Source organism: Shewanella sp. S1-58-MNA-CIBAN-0166, from assembly GCF_040310085.1.
Classification (GTDB): Bacteria; Pseudomonadota; Gammaproteobacteria; order Enterobacterales; family Shewanellaceae; genus Shewanella.
In genome coordinates this window covers 32,071-49,263 of the sequence record NZ_JBEOPN010000023.1, presented here as the reverse complement: position 1 = coordinate 49,263, position 17,193 = coordinate 32,071, and the positions used below count along the sequence as shown (strand labels likewise).

Genomic DNA, 17,193 nt, shown 5'->3' with positions numbered 1-17,193 from the left:
AATATAACCAAAAAAACATCAAATGCATATCAGCTAAGGATATCATCAGCTAACATAACCTATCGTTACTGAACTCTCACAATAGGCTTTTATGAATTCCCTTCTTTTTTGTCTCCCCCAGCCTCGTTTCTTTTATGAACAACCCTCTTTGCGGTTCACGCAAGCCTTATGTCTGCTAGGAGCATTGATTATCACAAGCCTGTTGAATGTTGCAATCGCAGCAGAAACACCCGACCAAGTAGCACTCAGTCAGCCACAAACAATTCATAGTGATAGTACTACCCAGCAACCTGCAGCATTGTATCTTGATAATATGCTCCAGTTACTAAAACCAACACATTCACAGCTTGGCATCACAGTGTGGGACATGACGACTCAACAAACAGTCTTTGAGTACAACAACCAATCGTTAATGCAACCTGCCAGCGTTCAAAAACTGTTAACCGCATTGGCTGCAACTAAACAACTCGGTAAAGACTTTACCTATCAAACCCGTTTAACTATGTTAGCAGAGCAACCTTTAGATAAAAGCCAAATTGATAATGGCATATATTCTGGCGACATTTACATAGAATTTAGTGGAGACCCAACCTTAAAATATCAAGATTTGCGACAGTTACTCGCCTCTTTAAGTCTGCTAGGTATCACTGAACTGACGGGCAATATTGTATTAACCAGTGAGCAAGATAGCCAACTGCAGGCACCTGGCTGGGTATGGGATGATTTAGGGATTTGCTACGCAGCGCCAATATCGCCTTTCATCATTGATAAAAATTGTGTCTATGGTCGATTAGCAACAACTGGCTACAATAAAGTGGCCAACATCACCATGATGGGAAACCGACCCATTGAAATCACCAATGATGCTTATTTTGTCACCCCAATCATCAACCGATCTGTTGCTAAGCCCACAGTGAAGACATTAACCGATGCGGTTGTGCTTCCTGCATATCTAACAGAATCAGTACCACAGTGTCAGTTAACGTTAAGCCGTTTCGATAATAATCGCTATCATCTTAGTGGCTGCCATGTCGGCGCTAAATCATTGCCTTTGGCAATAGCCATTACCGAACCACAACTGTACGCGCAACAGATCGTAGCCAAACAATTGGCTTCTTTAGGCATTGTGCATCAGCAACCCATTACAGCACGAAACATGAATACAGAACCGCAGTTTATGGCTCAAAGACAAGTGATCGCCAGCCACCAATCTGCAGCATTGCCTAAATTGCTCGAAACCATGTTGCTTAAATCAGATAATTTAATTGCCGACAGTTTATTAAAAAAATTGGGTGAGGTTTATTATCAAGCACCCAGTGATTTTACCCGAAGTGGCCAAGCATTAAAAACCATTCTGTATTCTATTGGCATCGATTTATCAAATGCAAACATCGCCGATGGCTCTGGTTTGTCGCGTTATAACTTACTCACACCTGAGCACGTATTAAGTGTACTCACCACCCTATACCAACAACCTGAGTACCACTTTTTACTCGAGTTGTTACCAGAATCTGGTGTTAGTGGCACTTTACGCTATAAACGCTATTTCAATAAATCACCGTTGAAAAACCATGTGTTTGCTAAAACAGGCAGTATGTTGGGCATTGCAAACTTAGCGGGACGAGTTAATGTCAGTAATGGTCATGATTATTTATTTGTTTTATTTGAAAATGGGTTAAGTCCACAGATTAAAAAACAACAAAAAGCGCCTTTTTCGGCGGTGTTTTTGCAAACCATGATGGATGTCCCAAGATAACCAGTACGAGAGATAGCCTGGACTCGAGATAACATCACCATAGCCACCACATTTTGTTAAAACTGTGGCGGCTATCTTCTGTTTAATCTAAAAATAATGATTCTGGCCATCTGCATCGACGACCTGAGTAAAAATGCCACTATAAACATCAATAAAGTAACAATTAACGTAAAGTCATCATTATATCGACACATTTTTCCTTTCAGCACTAGCGCATATTTCAACTTGCTATAACATTGTTAGCCGTAACCTTAAGATATGAATATTTTATCGTGTGGAGATAATATGGATAAGCAAGTCAGTTCGCGTGGCACCAAAGAAAAAGCCCTTCGTTTAAATCTAGACGAAAAAAAGTACGGCACTATTGTTGAAATTGGTGCAGGACAAGAAGTCGCACGTAACTTTTTTGTGGCTGGCGCTGCTGCGGGTACGATAGCGAAAACCATGTCGGCCTACGATATGAAATTTTCAGATGCCATCTATGGTGTCCAAGAAGATGGCCGTTATGTCAGTAAAGCTCGTGTGCTAGCGATGATGGAGCAAGAGTTTGATTTAGTGGTCGATCGTGTTGGAGCCATTCGCTCTAAGTCTTCACGATATTTTACCTATGCAGCTACTGTCTCAGCCAAGAGCTTTAATCGTAAAAACGAATGTCATGCATGGTGCGGGGTGCGTATTCAAATGTACCCTGGTGCTGAGCCGTCTAATATTATTGTCCATGTACGCATGTTCGATGACAGCGCTGAAGCACAACAACAAGCGCTGGGTATTTTAGGGGTAAACCTTATTTACGCCAGCTATTATTATTTTGAAGATCCAAAAATGATTATCGATTCGTTAACCGACAGCCTAAAAGCCAATCGGATTGAAATTGATTGTATCGACTTTCAAGGTCCCTACTTTGAAGATGTCGACAATCAAGCCAAGAATATTCATCTTATTCGCAGCTGGAAAACTCGCGCGATTATGTTCAAAGCCGATGGCAGTGTCGCGGTACCTGCCGATATGCTGTACAAAAAGAACGTGTTAACCATTCGTGGTTCATTTAAACCCATTACCAACCTTAATGTCGATATGATTGAGCAAGGCTACAAAGCCTTTTCGACATTAGAAGGGGTAACCGATAAAAATACCGTGTTAATCGCAGAAATATCACTGAATGACTTACACGGTAAAGATGCCAATATGACCGAGAAGGACATTATGGAACGGGTTAAATTGCTTAACTTATTAGGCTATAACGTAATGATTTCTGATTACACCCGCTATTTTTCATTACGTGCTTATTTTCGTCAGTACACCCAATTACAAATTGGCATTGTGGTGGGCATTGTTAACATTAAACAAATTTTTGATGAAGAATATTATCGTGGCATGGAAGGCGGCATTCTTGAAGCTTTTGGTAAGTTATTTCCTGATAATACGCGTTTGTTTGTCTACCCAGAGCGGGATGAAAAAGGCGAGCTAAATGACTTAACCAATGTCAGTGTGCCTAGTAACTTGCGTTATTTATTCCGCCACGTGCTTGATAACGGCTTTATCACCAGTATTGAATCAAGCAATCTTGATTTGTTTAATATTTTTTCTCGAGAAATTTTACAACAAATTTGTCGCGGTCAAGGGGAATGGGTTAACGCCGTACCCGAGGCCGTCAGTAAAGCCATCATGGAACAAAAATTATTTGGTTACCGCGGCTAATGAATACATATTGATTCTGTATAAGGCAAGATGTCATTGCGCGGTTAGATGTTTGATACCTCAACGTGCAATGACTAAATATGATGAGAATCGTCGTTAAATAATTGATTTCATTTTCTACTTTAAGTACGCAAAAACAACATTAGTACACTAGTATTTAAATGGTTAACCTATCTTGGGTTAGCCATTTACTTAACAGGCACCTTTTTTACGCTATTTTAAATACACTGTCCTTAATAAATCTACACGAACAACACACCTTCACAACAACATTTTACAGCAATCTTTAACAACAGCTCGCTCGTTTTATCGATTATCCTTCCCCTCTTACCACAGGAAATAGCGATTGTTGCAGATATTGGCTTTATCAATGCTTATTTTAGGACTCTGTATGCTGGTCTTTAGTTTAAGAGCAGTAAACAAAATTTGTGTTAAGGACAATAATACTGGCTGGCGAGTGCTTAGAGGATTGATCATCTTTTTCGTGCTGGGCTATACAGGGGTTTTTTATTACCTGTGTAAACAATCTGACTTGGCAATATCAGATGTCATTTTTTGCATCATCATGTTTTCTGGTGGCGGATTTGTTGTGTTGGTCACTCGACTGAGTTTAATGAGTTTGCTTAAAGTCGAAAAATTAGTCATCAATGAGCGCAGTAATGCGCTGCACGATAGCTTAACAGGTCTACCTAATCGACAATATTTAATGAACTCGTTAAGTCATCATGTCGATGTTGGACTGCCATTCAGCCTGTTGCTGATTGATTTAAACCGTTTTAAACAAGTCAATGATGCTTTAGGCCATTATTATGGTGACTTACTCTTAATTGAAGTCGGTAAGAGTGTTTCTGAACACTTACCCGATGATGCAGCGTTATTTAGACTTGGCGGAGACGAATTTGCTGTCATTGTCACTCAAGTAGAATTAGCTCTGGTTCAACACACCATTAACGCTATACACCAGGCGCTTGAAAAGGCATTTTGCATTGAGAGTTATGATTTATTAGTGGGCGCTAGCGTAGGATTATCTCACTATCCCAGCTACGCAAGTGAAATAGGTCAATTGTTACAGCAAGCCGATATTGCTATGTACTCAAGTAAAAAACTAGCCACCTTATATACCACCTATGATCATAGCCTTGAAACCAATGCCGCCGAAAAAGTGAATATCAGTGCTTTATTAAAACGCGCGATTGAACAACAGGAGTTTGAACTCTGGTATCAACCTATCATTAATCTTCGCGACAACAGCCTTTACGGCGTCGAAGCGCTTATTCGCTGGCCTCGTCCAGATGGCAGTTACACGCCCCCAAGTGTGTTTATTAATATTGCCGAACAAACTACCCTTATAAACCAAATAGCCGGTTGGGTAATGCAACAAGTTGCAAAAGACGTTGAGCATTTTGAATCCTTGGGGTTGTCTTTGTGTATCCACCTCAATTTGTCCACTAAAGATTTACAAGATCCAACCCTAATCAATAAAAGTGTGTCACTTGTTAACGGCAATCACTCATCGCAGAAGATAATGTTTGAAATAACCGAAAGTGCAATGATGACCAATGTTGCACAAGCTAAAGATGCGATGACACAGATTACCGCTGCGGGGGGAGCATTCAGTATTGATGATTTTGGAACGGGGTTTTCTTCGCTAGAACTACTGCGTGACCTTCCTGTTACCCAAATTAAAATTGATGGTTCATTTATCAACAGTATCCATCATAGCGATGCAGACTTGGCAATAGTAAAATCAGTCATTTTTCTGTCCCAACACTTAAATTGTAATGTTGTAGCAGAAGGCGTAGAGAACAGTGAAACGGCGACATTACTAGCATCACTCGGTTGCGATCTCGCCCAAGGTTACTACTATAGTAAACCTATGCCCATGTCATCTTTTGCCCACTATATTCAAGTACAACAATCAATGAGCACCGCAGTCTAGCATCATAGTCTTTAATGACTTGGATCATGACTTACACCAAATTATTGGCCTAATCTCTATCAACATACTGTTCTATTATCGAACGATTTTTAACAGTCAGCATGACTAATCTTATTCATCAATAAAATCGATTAGCCGGACCGAAAAAAGTCGCTTTCATTCGTAGTCACAGTCAGTTAGCCTGTTATAGAAATCCAGTGATGCATAAAATTTATGCTATTTTTAGTGATAAAGGAACCTATCATGGACAAAGCACAACAAACCCAAGGCAAATGCCCAGTAAACCACGGCGGCAATACCACAGTCGCGAGCGACGTTATGGAGTGGTGGCCTAATGCACTTAATCTCGATATTCTTCATCAGCATGACAATAAAACCGATCCAATGGATCCTAACTTCGATTACCGCGAGGCGTTTAAAAGCCTCGACTTGTCTGCGGTAAAACAAGATCTCCACGCACTCATGACTGATAGCAAAGATTGGTGGCCAGCCGACTGGGGCCATTATGGTGGACTGATGATCCGTATGGCTTGGCACTCTGCTGGTACTTATCGTATAGCAGACGGTCGCGGCGGTGCAGGAACAGGTAACCAACGTTTTGCGCCACTCAACAGCTGGCCAGATAACGCCAATTTAGACAAAGCACGTAGATTACTGTGGCCAATTAAAAAGAAATATGGCAATAAGTTGTCTTGGGCTGATTTGATCATTCTCGCTGGCACCATAGCTTATGAATCTATGGGCCTAAAAACCTTTGGGTTTGCTGGCGGCCGTGCTGACATCTGGCATCCAGAGAAAGACATATACTGGGGTTCAGAAAAAGAATGGCTGGCAACAAGCGATACACCCAATAGCCGCTATTCAGGCGAACGAGATCTCGAAAATCCATTAGCCGCCGTAATGATGGGATTAATTTATGTCAATCCTGAAGGTCCTGATGGCAAGCCAGACCCACTGAGAACCGCACAAGACATTCGTGTCACCTTTGAACGCATGGCAATGAATGACGAAGAAACCGTCGCGCTTACTGCTGGTGGTCACACTGTCGGTAAATGTCACGGCAATGGTCGTGCAGAAAAGCTCGAAGCCGCTCCTGAAGGGGCTGAACTCGAAGACCAAGGTTTAGGCTGGTTAAACAAAACAAGCCGCGGTATTGGCCGTGACACGGTAACAAGCGGTATTGAAGGCGCTTGGACAACCAACCCAACTCAGTGGGACAATGGCTACTTTGAGTTATTGCTTAACTACGAGTGGGAACTTAAAAAGAGCCCTGCTGGTGCATGGCAATGGCAGCCTATCGACATCAAAGAAGAGCATAAGCCTGTTGATGTTGAAGATCCATCGATTCGCCTAAGTCCTATCATGACCGACGCTGATATGGCGATGAAGATGGACCCAGAGTATAGAAAAATTTCAGATCGCTTTTATCAAGATCCAGCTTATTTCTCGGATGTGTTTGCTCGTGCTTGGTTTAAGCTTACCCACAGAGATTTGGGTCCTAAAAGTCGTTATTTAGGCACGGATGTACCTGCTGAAGAGTTAATATGGCAAGATCCTGTTCCACAAGTTGATTACAGCTTAACCGAACAAGAAGTTACCGACACTAAAGCTAAGATTCTGGCCAGTGGATTAAGTATTGCTGAACTTGTGGCTACGGCTTGGGACAGTGCCCGCACTTTCCGAGGTTCAGATTTTCGTGGCGGAGCCAACGGTGCACGTATTCGTTTAGCGCCACAAAAAGACTGGCAAGGTAACGAGCCGACAAGGTTACAAAAAGTATTAGCGGTGTTAACCACTATTCAAGCAGGCCTAACTAAGCCGGTCAGTATTGCAGATTTAATTGTGCTTGGAGGATCAGCCGCAGTAGAGCAAGCCGCTCAAGATGCTGGCGTTAAGATATCGGTGCCTTTTGTTGCCGGACGTGGCGATGCAACGCAAGCTCAAACTGATGTTGAGTCTTTTGATGTGTTAGAGCCTCTACACGATGCATTTAGAAACTGGCAAAAGAAAGATTATATCGTTCAGCCAGAAGAAATGATGCTCGACCGTACTCAATTAATGGGGCTAACCGCGCATGAAATGACAGTATTGGTTGGTGGTATGCGAGTATTAGGAACCAACTACGACAACAGTCAACACGGTGTATTTACCGACAATGTTGGCGTGTTATCAAATGACTTTTTTGTCAACTTAACTGATATGTCGTACAACTGGAAGCCTGCAGGTAAAAATCTGTATCACATTGTGGAGCGCAGCACTGATAAAGTGAAATGGACTGCAACTCGAGTTGATTTAGTCTTTGGCTCAAACTCTATTTTACGTTCGTATGCAGAGATTTATGCACAAGACGACGCAAAAGAGAAGTTTGTTAAAGACTTTGTTAAAACGTGGACTAAAGTAATGAATGCAGACAGGTTTGACCTAGCCTAGTGACGACGGTTAGTCATAATGTATAGTTTGTAAAATAATATCGAGGGCGGAATGTATTATTCTGCCCTCGAATTATATTTGGTTAAATCGCTCAATACAAGTTAAGTAACCTCAAGATCAATTCATACGCTTTACTTCAAAATCCATTTTCACTTTCACTGGTACTCGCTTAATATTCGATGCCGCTGGCACATACTGCTGTTTTGGCATCTTATTGACTAATGCTTGCGTCATCCAGCCCTCTGGCTGCGAGCTAATAAGCTCTTTGCTGACTTCGTTACCGTTTGAGTCAATCGTAATATAATATTCGCCCTTACCTGCACCTCTTGGTAACCAATCAGGACGTTTGTTTAACATTACAGGTTTAATCTGCTCCAATGACCAATATTGATTGAGTTGAGAATTTTCAATAGTGATTACCTTTGTATTAAACACGGCTTGAGGTACTTGAACGGTTTGAGTTTGAGTTTGAGTTTGAGTTTGAGTTTGAGTTTGAGTTTGAGTTTGGCAACCCGATAAAATAATCACAGGTAAAGAAAGTAGTGACATATATTTATTCATTAATATCTTCCTTGAAATGACTTAACATTAATTATTAACAACGAACAGTTAAGCCATACTGACAAAAAAATCGCATCAATAGAAGCAAAAAAAGCACTGAAAATCAGTGCTTTTTTTTATTAAACAAGTAACAGTTAACTTAACCTTTCAAAGCTTGATCAATCATAGTCTGTGCTTGAGTAATAATGTCATCCAAATGCTGCTGACTAATAAAGCTTTCGGCGTAGATTTTAAACAATGCTTCAGTACCTGATGGACGCGCAGCAAACCAGCCATTTTCGGTAGTGACTTTAATCCCGCCAATCGCCGCATTATTACCAGGCGCATGACTTAATATTGCTGTAATCGCCTCACCCGCTAATTCTGTGTCGGTAAAGCTGTCACGATTTAACTGTTCAAACTTAGCTTTTTTCTTAAGACTAATTGGGCTATCGATACGAGTGTAAAAACTTTCACCAAATTGATCGGTTAACTCTTTATAGCGTTGTGCAGGTGTTTTGCCTGTTACGGCTAAAATCTCAGCCGCTAGTAATGCTAAAATAAAGCCGTCTTTATCAGTACACCAGGTACTGCCATCACGTTTTAAAAACGCTGCACCAGCACTTTCTTCGCCACCAAATGCAATGGTGCTATTTGCTAAGCCATCAACAAACCATTTAAAGCCCACAGGCACTTCTAAGCATTGTCGACCTAACGCATTACAAACACGATCAATCATTGCACTTGATACTAAGGTTTTACCCACTGCGAGTGACTCAGCCCATTGTGGACGATGAGTCATTAAATAGTCTATCGCCACCGCCAAATAATGGTTAGGGTTCATCAGCCCAAAGCCAGGGCACACAATACCGTGACGGTCATAATCCGGGTCATTACCGACGCACAAATCATAATCTTCGCTGTACGCTAACAAACCTGCCATGGCATAAGGAGACGAGCAATCCATCCGGATTTTGCCGTCTTTATCTAATGGCATAAAGCCAAATGTGGGATCAACTTTATCATTGACTAAGGTAATATCTACACCATAGTGAGCGGCAATTTGCTCCCAGTAGTAAATACCCGACCCACCTAAAGGATCAACACCTATACGAATGTTGGCTTTTTTAATCGCCTCCATATCAATGACTTCAGCAAGAGATTCAACATAAGGTGCAATAAAATCGACTTCATCAATCCAACCCGATTTAACCGCGACACCGTAATTAACTTTTTTAACGCCTGAGAGTTGATTGGCAAGATATTCATTGGCTTTTGTTTCGATGATTTTAGTAATTTCACCTTCAGCAGGACCGCCATGAGGTGGATTGTACTTAATGCCACCATCTTGTGGAGGATTGTGCGAAGGAGTAATAATTAACCCATCGATTAACGCAGCAGGTGCTGACGAATTTGCACGAACAATCGCTTGAGACACCACTGGTGTTGGGGTAAAACCATCATGCTGTTGAATTAGCATTTTAACTTGGTTTGCAGTTAATACTTCGACCACCGACATAAATGCTGCATAAGACAATGCATGGGTGTCAAAACCCACAATCATTGGCCCGCTTATATTGGCGGAATGACGATAATCGACAACTGCTTGGGTGATAGCCCAAATGTGGTTTTGATTGAAACTCGATGAAAACGCACTGCCTCGATGACCGGATGTACCAAATGTCACTTTTTGTTGCACGTCTTCCACATTAGGAATAATGCGATAATAATGACTCATCAATTTAGGAATATTCACTAAATCCGTTTGTAAAGCTTGCTGTCCTGCGCGTTGATGAATGGCCACGAGTGGTCTCCTAGTTAGTAAATAAAAAATGAATCTTCGACAAAACTCAAAGGTTAAATGTGTTCGGCGATGCTCTTCGCTCTTTCACTGTCACAACCTAAATGTTCCAATACCTCTGTTAGAATAGTTTGTTTTTTGGCGGTATTGTTATTGGTGGTGACCCAAAATCCACTTGATGCGATTTCTTTTGGATTAGAAGATTTACTTGACGTTAATAACGCCTGTTTAGAGCGGGCAAAATACAAACGTCCTTTGCCTTGCACATTAAGCACTTTGTCAAAGTCACTACGAGCAGTGGATTCAAGGCTGGATAATAAATGCATAAAACGCCCAACGGCACCTTTCTGCTGACTTAATAAGTGTTGGCTTACAATGGCATCAAAATCAATAGTTGTTGACGTTGCAATGTCTTCGTCTAATGGAACGTGCTGAATGGCACTCTTTTGCTCAGCGATCACTTTTTCAACAGCCGCTTTGGCTTGATCAAAAACTGGATGACGATTTACTGGCGATTGCGACTCTAAACTTGGGTGACTAATGTCTGTAGGTAAGCTTATATCGACATTTTCGACTGACAAGTTCAATAAACGACGCAAAATATCGGAAGCGCTTTCGCCGATGCGTTCAGTTTTACTGGCAATAAAGCGATAAAGTTCTTCGTCAATTTCAATGTATTTCATCAGAGTCATCCTTTTTCTATCAGTCTATTACTGTTGCCAAGATTACATTGGCATCAGATTAAGTCGGGATCGCAGATCGAATTAATAATAATGCGATCAAAAAAATATTGCTTCAGTGTAAGCCATGCTTAACCTACTAATAAAGTGACAAAATCATTTAATGGCCTATATTACTCATATTTTTTTGAAAGCAGTTTAAAATATCAGCAACTATGGCAACATGTGTCAGCAAAACTTGATTTGACCGGCTCATTGCAGCAGAATCTTCCGCATTAAATGTCCAATGAGCTTATTGAATTATGCATTATGTATCTTCTGGTCAAGGTGAAGCCGTCCTGCTTATTCATGGGCTGTTTGGTAATCTTGATAATCTAAAAAACCTCGCCAGTGTGCTTGAGCAACAACATCAAGTCATAAGGGTTGATGTACCCAATCATGGCTTAAGCGAGCATTGGGACAACATGGATTACTCTCAACTGGCTGATGCCATGATTGATGTACTCGATGATTTGCAGATTGAACAAGCCCATGTGGTCGGCCATTCTATGGGCGGAAAAATTGCGATGGCAATGGCTCTTTTACACCCAGAGCGTGTCAAAAGCTTAGTGATTGCAGATATCGCGCCGGTAGCATACAGCCCAAGACATCAAACCGTATTTGCAGGCTTAACCAGTTTAGTATTAAACAGCGATACCACTCGAAAGTCGGCCATAGCACACTTAATCAACGCCGGTATTGATGAGCCGACATCTCAATTCTTACTCAAGAATCTACAACGCACAGACAGCGGCTTTGAGTGGAAAATGAATTTAACTGGGCTAATCGAATCTTACGACCGTATTATAGGTTGGAATTTGCCTTTAACCGATAACGATCATTTTGATAAACCGGCACTATTTATCCGTGGCGGTGAGTCAAATTATGTCACTGCTGAGCATCGTGATGAAATCATGCGTCAATTTCCACATGCCAGTGCAAAAACATTGAACGGTACAGGCCATTGGTTACATGCACAAAAGCCTGAGATCTTTAATCGCATCGTGTCTGAGTTTATTGAACAAAACCAAGGGTAAATTTTTAATATTTACCTTTTTGAACATAGCCGATTGTATCGTGATGTGATATATTCGCGCCCTCTTTTCGCCAGACACTCAATAGCGAAGGTAGAAGTATGTTAAACCAATACATGGAACAAATTGAAGCAGTAGGCTTGAACTTGTTTTTTGCATCGATATTCTTTTTTATCGGCATGGCTATCCATGATGTGCTTAAACAAGGTGAAGTCCCTAAATTTGGTCGATATATTGTTTGGGCAGTGTTATTCCTCGGCTGCGCCGGGTTTATTGCAAAAGGTATCATTCAGATGACCTGGGAAGGCTCTGGGATCGGTTAAAGAGTACAATGGCAAAAGAAACAACAGATAGAACGACTATTGACCTTTTTGCCGCTGAAACTCGCCGTGGGCGTCCGAGAAGTAACCCTCTTTCTCGGGAGCAGCAATTAAAGATCAATAAACGTAACCAAATTCAGCGCGATCGCGCTAACGGTTTAAAGCGAATAGAGTTAAAGGTGTCACAAGATTTGTATGACGCCTTGAACCAACAAGCTTTGAACAGTAACATCAGCCGTAGCCAGTTAATCGAATTTATTCTGCAACAGCAACTCGACAACTGAGACGTTTTTAGAACATCGCACAACGCGAACTAGATATTTAAAGGATAGACAATGGCAACTGTAGGTCTTTTTTTCGGTAGCGACACTGGCAACACCGAAGCTGTAGCCAAAATGATCCAGAAAAAACTGGGTAAAAGCATGCTCGATGTTAAAGACATCGCAAAGAGTACCAAGGAGCAAATTGCTGAATACGATTTGCTTATGTTTGGTATTCCAACATGGTATTACGGCGAAGCACAGTGTGATTGGGATGACTTTTTCCCAGAGCTTGAGCAAATTGACTTTACCGATAAGCTAGTCGCTATTTTTGGTTGTGGTGACCAAGAAGATTATGCTGAATATTTCCTTGATGCGATGGGCATGATACGTGACATCGTTGAAGCTCGAGGCGGTATTATCATTGGTAATTGGCCATCTGAAAGCTACAATTTTGAAGCCTCTAAGGGCATGGCAGACGACAAGCACTTTGTCGGTTTAGGGATTGATGAAGATCGTCAACCTGAGCTAACTGAAGAACGTGTTGACGGCTGGGTGAAGCTAGTTTATGAAGAAATGTGTCTAGCTGAGTTAGAAGACTAACCCACATCATCAGATTAGTTTTGTGATTGAAAGCGGCTTTATTGCCGCTTTTTTATGTCTATAGTTTGGTTTAACGGTTAAGTAACCACCAATATGTCAGTCAATAATTTCAACCCATTACACCCTCATTGGGATATCTTTTGTGTCGTGGTCGATAACTATGGTGACATAGGTGTCACCTGGCGTTTGGCTAAGCAACTGGTGGCTGAATATGATATTCCCATCAATTTATGGGTCGATGACTTACTGAGTTTTTCGCATATATTACCCATGCTAGATCCACATAAATCGAAGCAAACATTCAGTGGTGTGAATATATTTCAATGGAATAACCCACTAGATATAGAGTTTATTGCTGGTAATGTCGTTATTGAAGCATTTGCCTGTGAATTACCATCACAAATAAAATCCACCATAAATCAATTACATCAACACCCTCTTTCTCGAGCCCCTACATGGTTAAACCTTGAATATCTCAGTGCTGAAGATTGGGTAGAGGGTTGTCACGGGTTGCCCTCTTCACAGCCTGGTGGGGTTAAAAAGTGGTTCTATTTTCCAGGTTTTACCCCTAAGACAGGCGGGCTTATCTGTGAGCGGGAATTATTTAATCAACGTGACGAATGGCAAGCTGACTCAAAACATAAATTAGCATTGTTCAACAAACTGGGGTTACAGGGAATAGATGCTAAAGACACGGTTATCAGTGTCTTTAGTTATGAAACGCCAGCCTTAGCTGCTTTGTGTGAATTATGGCAAACATCGCCAAGCCCAATTCATGCACTAATCCCTAAAGGACGCAGTTTACATAGCTTAACGAGCATATTGCCCTGTGACATTAAAGATTTGATGCCCGGTCAACAATTTACAATAGGTAACTTAACCCTACATATATTACCCATGACTGATCAAAATGCTTTTGATCGCTTGCTATGGAGCTGTGATTTTAATATTGTGCGGGGTGAAGATTCGTTTTTACGTGCTCAATGGGCTGCAAAACCCTTCATATGGCACATTTATCCTCAAGAAGATGATTATCACTTGGTAAAATTACAAGCTTTTATGCAAATTTACTGCGATAATCTTGCTCCAGAAATTGCTGCCTCTTGGTCTGAGGTGAATTTGGCCTTCAACCAGGGGAATACAAACGCGGTAGTAATGCACTGGCAACAATTACATTCTGTTAATTTGTCTTTAATGCAACATGCTATTGAATGGCCAATTAACGCGTTAAATGAAGCAGATCTTGCGAGTCGACTAGTTCAATTCGTTAAAAATAGCTAAGATACTGCTCTATAAATAAAAAAAATCTAAATATATAGGAAATAGTGAAATGAAAACTGCTCATGAAATCCGTCCTGGTAACGTGATCATGTTAGATGGCAGCCCATGGGTTGTTCAGAAGACTGAAACAACTCGTTCTGGCCGTAACGCTGCAATCGTTAAGTTAAAATTAAAGAACGTATTGCTAGATTCTGGCACTGAACAAACCTTCAAAGGTGAAGACAAATTAGACGATATCATTCTAGAACGTCTTGATTGTACTTACTCATACTTCGCTGACCCTATGTATGTATTCATGGATGAAGAATACAACCAGTATGATGTAGAAGCTGACAACTTAGGTGATGCTGCTGACTATATCATTGATGGTATGGAAGACGTTTGCCAAGTCACCTTCTATGAAGGCAAGGCTATTTCTGTTGAATTACCCGTTCACATTGTCCGTGAAGTTATCTACACCGAGCCTTCTGCTCGTGGTGACACTTCAGGCAAAGTAATGAAGCCAGCTACCATTACTGGTGGTGGTACTGTTACCGTTGCTGATTTTGTTAAAGTCGGTGACAAGATTGAAATTGATACTCGTACAGGCGAGTTCAAGAAGCGCGTTTAAGCGTCAGTTAATTTGAGTTATTAGTAAAATAGTAATAACACAAGTCAACTCAGCAAAAGCCAGCACTTAGTGCTGGCTTTTTTGTTGTCAAACACTATACACATACTGATTCACAACCTAAAAACAGCATTTAACACTGAAGCGATAGCTAATTTACTGACAGAATCAGCATTTAACACTAATATTATTATTCATTTTGCTTGTTTGCCTCTTTCACAATGCCAATAAATTCGTTATGGTTCGCTAACTTAAGCCGTATTTAGTTATCGAGAGTAGTAGTATGCGACCCATTATCAAATCCAATAAGCTTGATTCCGTTTGTTATGACATCCGCGGACCAGTACATAAAGAGGCCCGTCGGTTAGAAGACGAAGGTCATCGTATTTTAAAGCTTAATATCGGCAACCCTGCCCCCTTTGGATTTGAAGCCCCAGAAGAAATCGTTCGAGACGTTATTTTAAACTTACCCAGTGCCCAAGGTTACTGCGAGTCAAAAGGCTTATTCTCTGCGCGTAAAGCCATTGTGCAGCATTACCAAGCTCAAGGTATTTTTGGCGTCGATATTGAAGATATCTACATAGGCAATGGTGTCTCTGAATTGATCGTAATGGCCATGCAAGGGCTGCTTAACACCGATGATGAAGTACTGATCCCATCACCTGATTATCCATTATGGACTGCAGCGGCAAACCTCGCTGGTGGTAAAGCAGTACATTATCGCTGCGATGAAGAAGCCGATTGGTTTCCTGATTTAGATGACATAAAGAGTAAAATCAGCAGCCGCACACGTGCGATTGTGATGATCAACCCAAACAACCCTACCGGTGCGGTTTACAGTAAAGAATTGCTGCTAGAGGTTGTTGAGCTATGTCGTCAACACGATTTGATATTATTCGCCGATGAAATTTACGATAAAATTTTATACGACGAGGCCAAGCACATCCCTGCCGCTGGTTTATCTGATGACATTCTGACTATCACCTTTAATGGCTTATCTAAAGCCTATCGCGCCGCAGGTTTCCGTGTGGGTTGGATGATGTTATCGGGTAATTTAAAAGCGGCCAAAAGTTACATTGAAGGCCTAGAAATGCTGGCGTCTATGCGTCTGTGTGCCAATGTACCCAATCAACATGCTATTCAAACCGCATTAGGCGGTTATCAGTCAATTAATGAGCTGATATTACCTAACGGCCGCTTAACCATACAACGCGATGCGGTGTACGAATTGCTTAATCAAATTCCTGGGGTCAGCTGTAAAAAACCTAAAGGTGCCTTGTACGCATTCCCGAAATTAGACATGAAGAAGTTTAATTTACGTGATGATGAACGTTTGGTGCTTGATTTGTTAAAAACCAAAAAAATTCTGTTAGTACAAGGAACTGCCTTTAACTGGCCTGAGCCAGATCACCTTAGAGTGGTTTTTTTACCCTATAAAGAAGACTTGGCTAAAGCGCTCACCGAGTTTGGTGATTTCTTGGAAGACTATCGCCAATAGCACCTTAACGAGATATCTGTTCAATAAAACACTAAGCGACTGAACAGTCGCTTTTTTTTATTGATAAGCTCCTGTAAGCTGAGACAAACTATTGAGCGCAGTAAGGAGTCTCATGAGTCATTTATTTGCCCATTTATCTCGGATGAAACTGATCCAACGTTGGCCGTTAATGCATAACGTGCGCCGCGAAAACGTTCAAGAGCATTCACTACAAGTGGCGATGGTTGCTCACGCTTTAGTGATTATCAGCAATAAAAAATTCGCTACCGACTTAGACGCCAATAAAGCGGCAACCATTGCCATCTATCATGATGCTAGCGAAATTTTAACTGGCGATTTACCCACACCTGTAAAATACTTTAATAAAGAAATCGAAGCCGAATATAAAAAGATTGAAGCCATAGCTGAACAGAGAATGTTAGAAATGGTACCAGATGAATTTAAAGACGATTACCGCAGCCTGTTTATCAGTGAAGCAGCGGATCCACAATACAAAGCCATTGTGAAAGCAGCTGATACTCTCTGCGCATATTTAAAGTGCTTAGAAGAACAAAAAGCCGGTAACAGTGAATTTAATAGTGCCCGTAAACGTTTAGAACAAATGTTAGACGACAACCCTAACCCTGCCGTAGGTTATTTCCGTGATTGTTTTATTCCAAGTTTTACATTGAATTTAGACGAAATTAATCAAATGTTGTAAAGGAATT

At 41.2% G+C, this 17,193-nt stretch carries 15 protein-coding genes; 12 read left to right on the top strand and 3 right to left on the bottom strand.

The window, feature by feature from the left end:
• Positions 1-184 precede the first annotated feature (184 nt).
• The 4 genes from dacB to katG all read left to right on the top strand — a co-directional run bounded on the left by dacB (position 185) and on the right by katG (position 7,823).
• Complete coding sequence (gene dacB / locus AAEY99_RS14365) at positions 185-1,756, top strand: D-alanyl-D-alanine carboxypeptidase/D-alanyl-D-alanine endopeptidase (RefSeq protein ID WP_351010952.1); 1,572 nt, start codon at positions 185-187, stop codon at positions 1,754-1,756.
• 285 nt (positions 1,757-2,041) lie between these two features.
• A complete protein-coding gene (locus AAEY99_RS14360; RefSeq protein WP_335692329.1) occupies positions 2,042-3,454 on the top strand; it encodes a TonB-dependent receptor in 1,413 nt (470 codons plus the stop codon).
• Positions 3,455-3,845: 391 nt separating this feature from the next.
• A complete protein-coding gene (locus tag AAEY99_RS14355) occupies positions 3,846-5,393 on the top strand; it encodes a putative bifunctional diguanylate cyclase/phosphodiesterase (RefSeq protein WP_351010951.1) in 1,548 nt (515 codons plus the stop codon).
• Between the two features lie 243 nt (positions 5,394-5,636).
• The gene (gene katG, locus AAEY99_RS14350) at positions 5,637-7,823 is read left to right on the top strand and encodes a catalase/peroxidase HPI (RefSeq protein ID WP_351010949.1); all 2,187 of its coding nucleotides are present in this window, start codon (positions 5,637-5,639) and stop codon (positions 7,821-7,823) included.
• 117 nt (positions 7,824-7,940) lie between these two features.
• Here the strand turns inward: katG and AAEY99_RS14345 are convergent, their stop codons facing one another.
• The 3 genes from AAEY99_RS14345 to seqA all read right to left on the bottom strand — a co-directional run bounded on the left by AAEY99_RS14345 (position 7,941) and on the right by seqA (position 10,847).
• Complete coding sequence (locus AAEY99_RS14345; RefSeq protein WP_351010948.1) at positions 7,941-8,384, bottom strand: hypothetical protein; 444 nt, start codon at positions 8,382-8,384, stop codon at positions 7,941-7,943.
• Positions 8,385-8,523: 139 nt separating this feature from the next.
• Positions 8,524-10,167 (bottom strand): phosphoglucomutase (alpha-D-glucose-1,6-bisphosphate-dependent), encoded by a 1,644-nt coding sequence (pgm, locus tag AAEY99_RS14340; protein ID WP_101088373.1) that lies wholly within the window; start codon positions 10,165-10,167, stop codon positions 8,524-8,526.
• 53 nt (positions 10,168-10,220) lie between these two features.
• Positions 10,221-10,847, bottom strand: a complete 627-nt coding sequence (seqA, locus tag AAEY99_RS14335; protein WP_101088374.1) for a replication initiation negative regulator SeqA — start codon at positions 10,845-10,847, stop codon at positions 10,221-10,223.
• A gap of 299 nt (positions 10,848-11,146) precedes the next feature.
• On the opposite strand from seqA, the gene AAEY99_RS14330 reads away from it, so the two are divergent.
• From AAEY99_RS14330 to yfbR, 8 genes are all read left to right on the top strand, one after another.
• Positions 11,147-11,920, top strand: coding sequence for an alpha/beta fold hydrolase (locus tag AAEY99_RS14330; protein WP_101088375.1), 774 nt, complete (start codon positions 11,147-11,149; stop codon positions 11,918-11,920).
• A gap of 98 nt (positions 11,921-12,018) precedes the next feature.
• Positions 12,019-12,240, top strand: a complete 222-nt coding sequence (locus AAEY99_RS14325; RefSeq protein WP_059744892.1) for a DUF2788 domain-containing protein — start codon at positions 12,019-12,021, stop codon at positions 12,238-12,240.
• Positions 12,241-12,248: 8 nt separating this feature from the next.
• Entirely contained in the window at positions 12,249-12,521 is a 273-nt protein-coding gene (ybfE, locus tag AAEY99_RS14320) for a LexA regulated protein (protein ID WP_011637372.1), read from the top strand.
• A 51-nt stretch (positions 12,522-12,572) separates the two neighbouring features.
• The gene (fldA, locus tag AAEY99_RS14315) at positions 12,573-13,100 is read left to right on the top strand and encodes a flavodoxin FldA (RefSeq protein WP_101088376.1); all 528 of its coding nucleotides are present in this window, start codon (positions 12,573-12,575) and stop codon (positions 13,098-13,100) included.
• A gap of 93 nt (positions 13,101-13,193) precedes the next feature.
• Entirely contained in the window at positions 13,194-14,381 is a 1,188-nt protein-coding gene (earP, locus tag AAEY99_RS14310; RefSeq protein ID WP_351010945.1) for an elongation factor P maturation arginine rhamnosyltransferase EarP, read from the top strand.
• A gap of 49 nt (positions 14,382-14,430) precedes the next feature.
• A complete protein-coding gene (gene efp, locus AAEY99_RS14305; RefSeq protein ID WP_011637369.1) occupies positions 14,431-14,991 on the top strand; it encodes an elongation factor P in 561 nt (186 codons plus the stop codon).
• Positions 14,992-15,271: 280 nt separating this feature from the next.
• Complete coding sequence (locus tag AAEY99_RS14300; protein WP_101088378.1) at positions 15,272-16,486, top strand: pyridoxal phosphate-dependent aminotransferase; 1,215 nt, start codon at positions 15,272-15,274, stop codon at positions 16,484-16,486.
• Between the two features lie 112 nt (positions 16,487-16,598).
• Positions 16,599-17,186, top strand: coding sequence for a 5'-deoxynucleotidase (gene yfbR, locus AAEY99_RS14295; protein WP_162023040.1), 588 nt, complete (start codon positions 16,599-16,601; stop codon positions 17,184-17,186).
• Positions 17,187-17,193 lie beyond the last annotated feature (7 nt).

What these genes read in the sequence shown, in the direction of transcription:
- AAEY99_RS14360 (WP_335692329.1), top strand. Translation starts at nt 2,042, where the DNA reads ATGGATAAGCAAGTCAGTTCGCGTGGCACCAAAGAAAAAGCCCTTCGT.
- AAEY99_RS14355 (WP_351010951.1), top strand. Translation starts at nt 3,846, where the DNA reads ATGCTGGTCTTTAGTTTAAGAGCAGTAAACAAAATTTGTGTTAAGGAC.
- katG (WP_351010949.1), top strand. Translation starts at nt 5,637, where the DNA reads ATGGACAAAGCACAACAAACCCAAGGCAAATGCCCAGTAAACCACGGC.
- AAEY99_RS14345 (WP_351010948.1), bottom strand. Translation starts at nt 8,384, where the DNA reads ATGAATAAATATATGTCACTACTTTCTTTACCTGTGATTATTTTATCG.
- seqA (WP_101088374.1), bottom strand. Translation starts at nt 10,847, where the DNA reads ATGAAATACATTGAAATTGACGAAGAACTTTATCGCTTTATTGCCAGT.
- AAEY99_RS14330 (WP_101088375.1), top strand. Translation starts at nt 11,147, where the DNA reads ATGCATTATGTATCTTCTGGTCAAGGTGAAGCCGTCCTGCTTATTCAT.
- AAEY99_RS14325 (WP_059744892.1), top strand. Translation starts at nt 12,019, where the DNA reads ATGTTAAACCAATACATGGAACAAATTGAAGCAGTAGGCTTGAACTTG.
- ybfE (WP_011637372.1), top strand. Translation starts at nt 12,249, where the DNA reads ATGGCAAAAGAAACAACAGATAGAACGACTATTGACCTTTTTGCCGCT.
- fldA (WP_101088376.1), top strand. Translation starts at nt 12,573, where the DNA reads ATGGCAACTGTAGGTCTTTTTTTCGGTAGCGACACTGGCAACACCGAA.
- earP (WP_351010945.1), top strand. Translation starts at nt 13,194, where the DNA reads ATGTCAGTCAATAATTTCAACCCATTACACCCTCATTGGGATATCTTT.
- efp (WP_011637369.1), top strand. Translation starts at nt 14,431, where the DNA reads ATGAAAACTGCTCATGAAATCCGTCCTGGTAACGTGATCATGTTAGAT.
- AAEY99_RS14300 (WP_101088378.1), top strand. Translation starts at nt 15,272, where the DNA reads ATGCGACCCATTATCAAATCCAATAAGCTTGATTCCGTTTGTTATGAC.
- yfbR (WP_162023040.1), top strand. Translation starts at nt 16,599, where the DNA reads ATGAGTCATTTATTTGCCCATTTATCTCGGATGAAACTGATCCAACGT.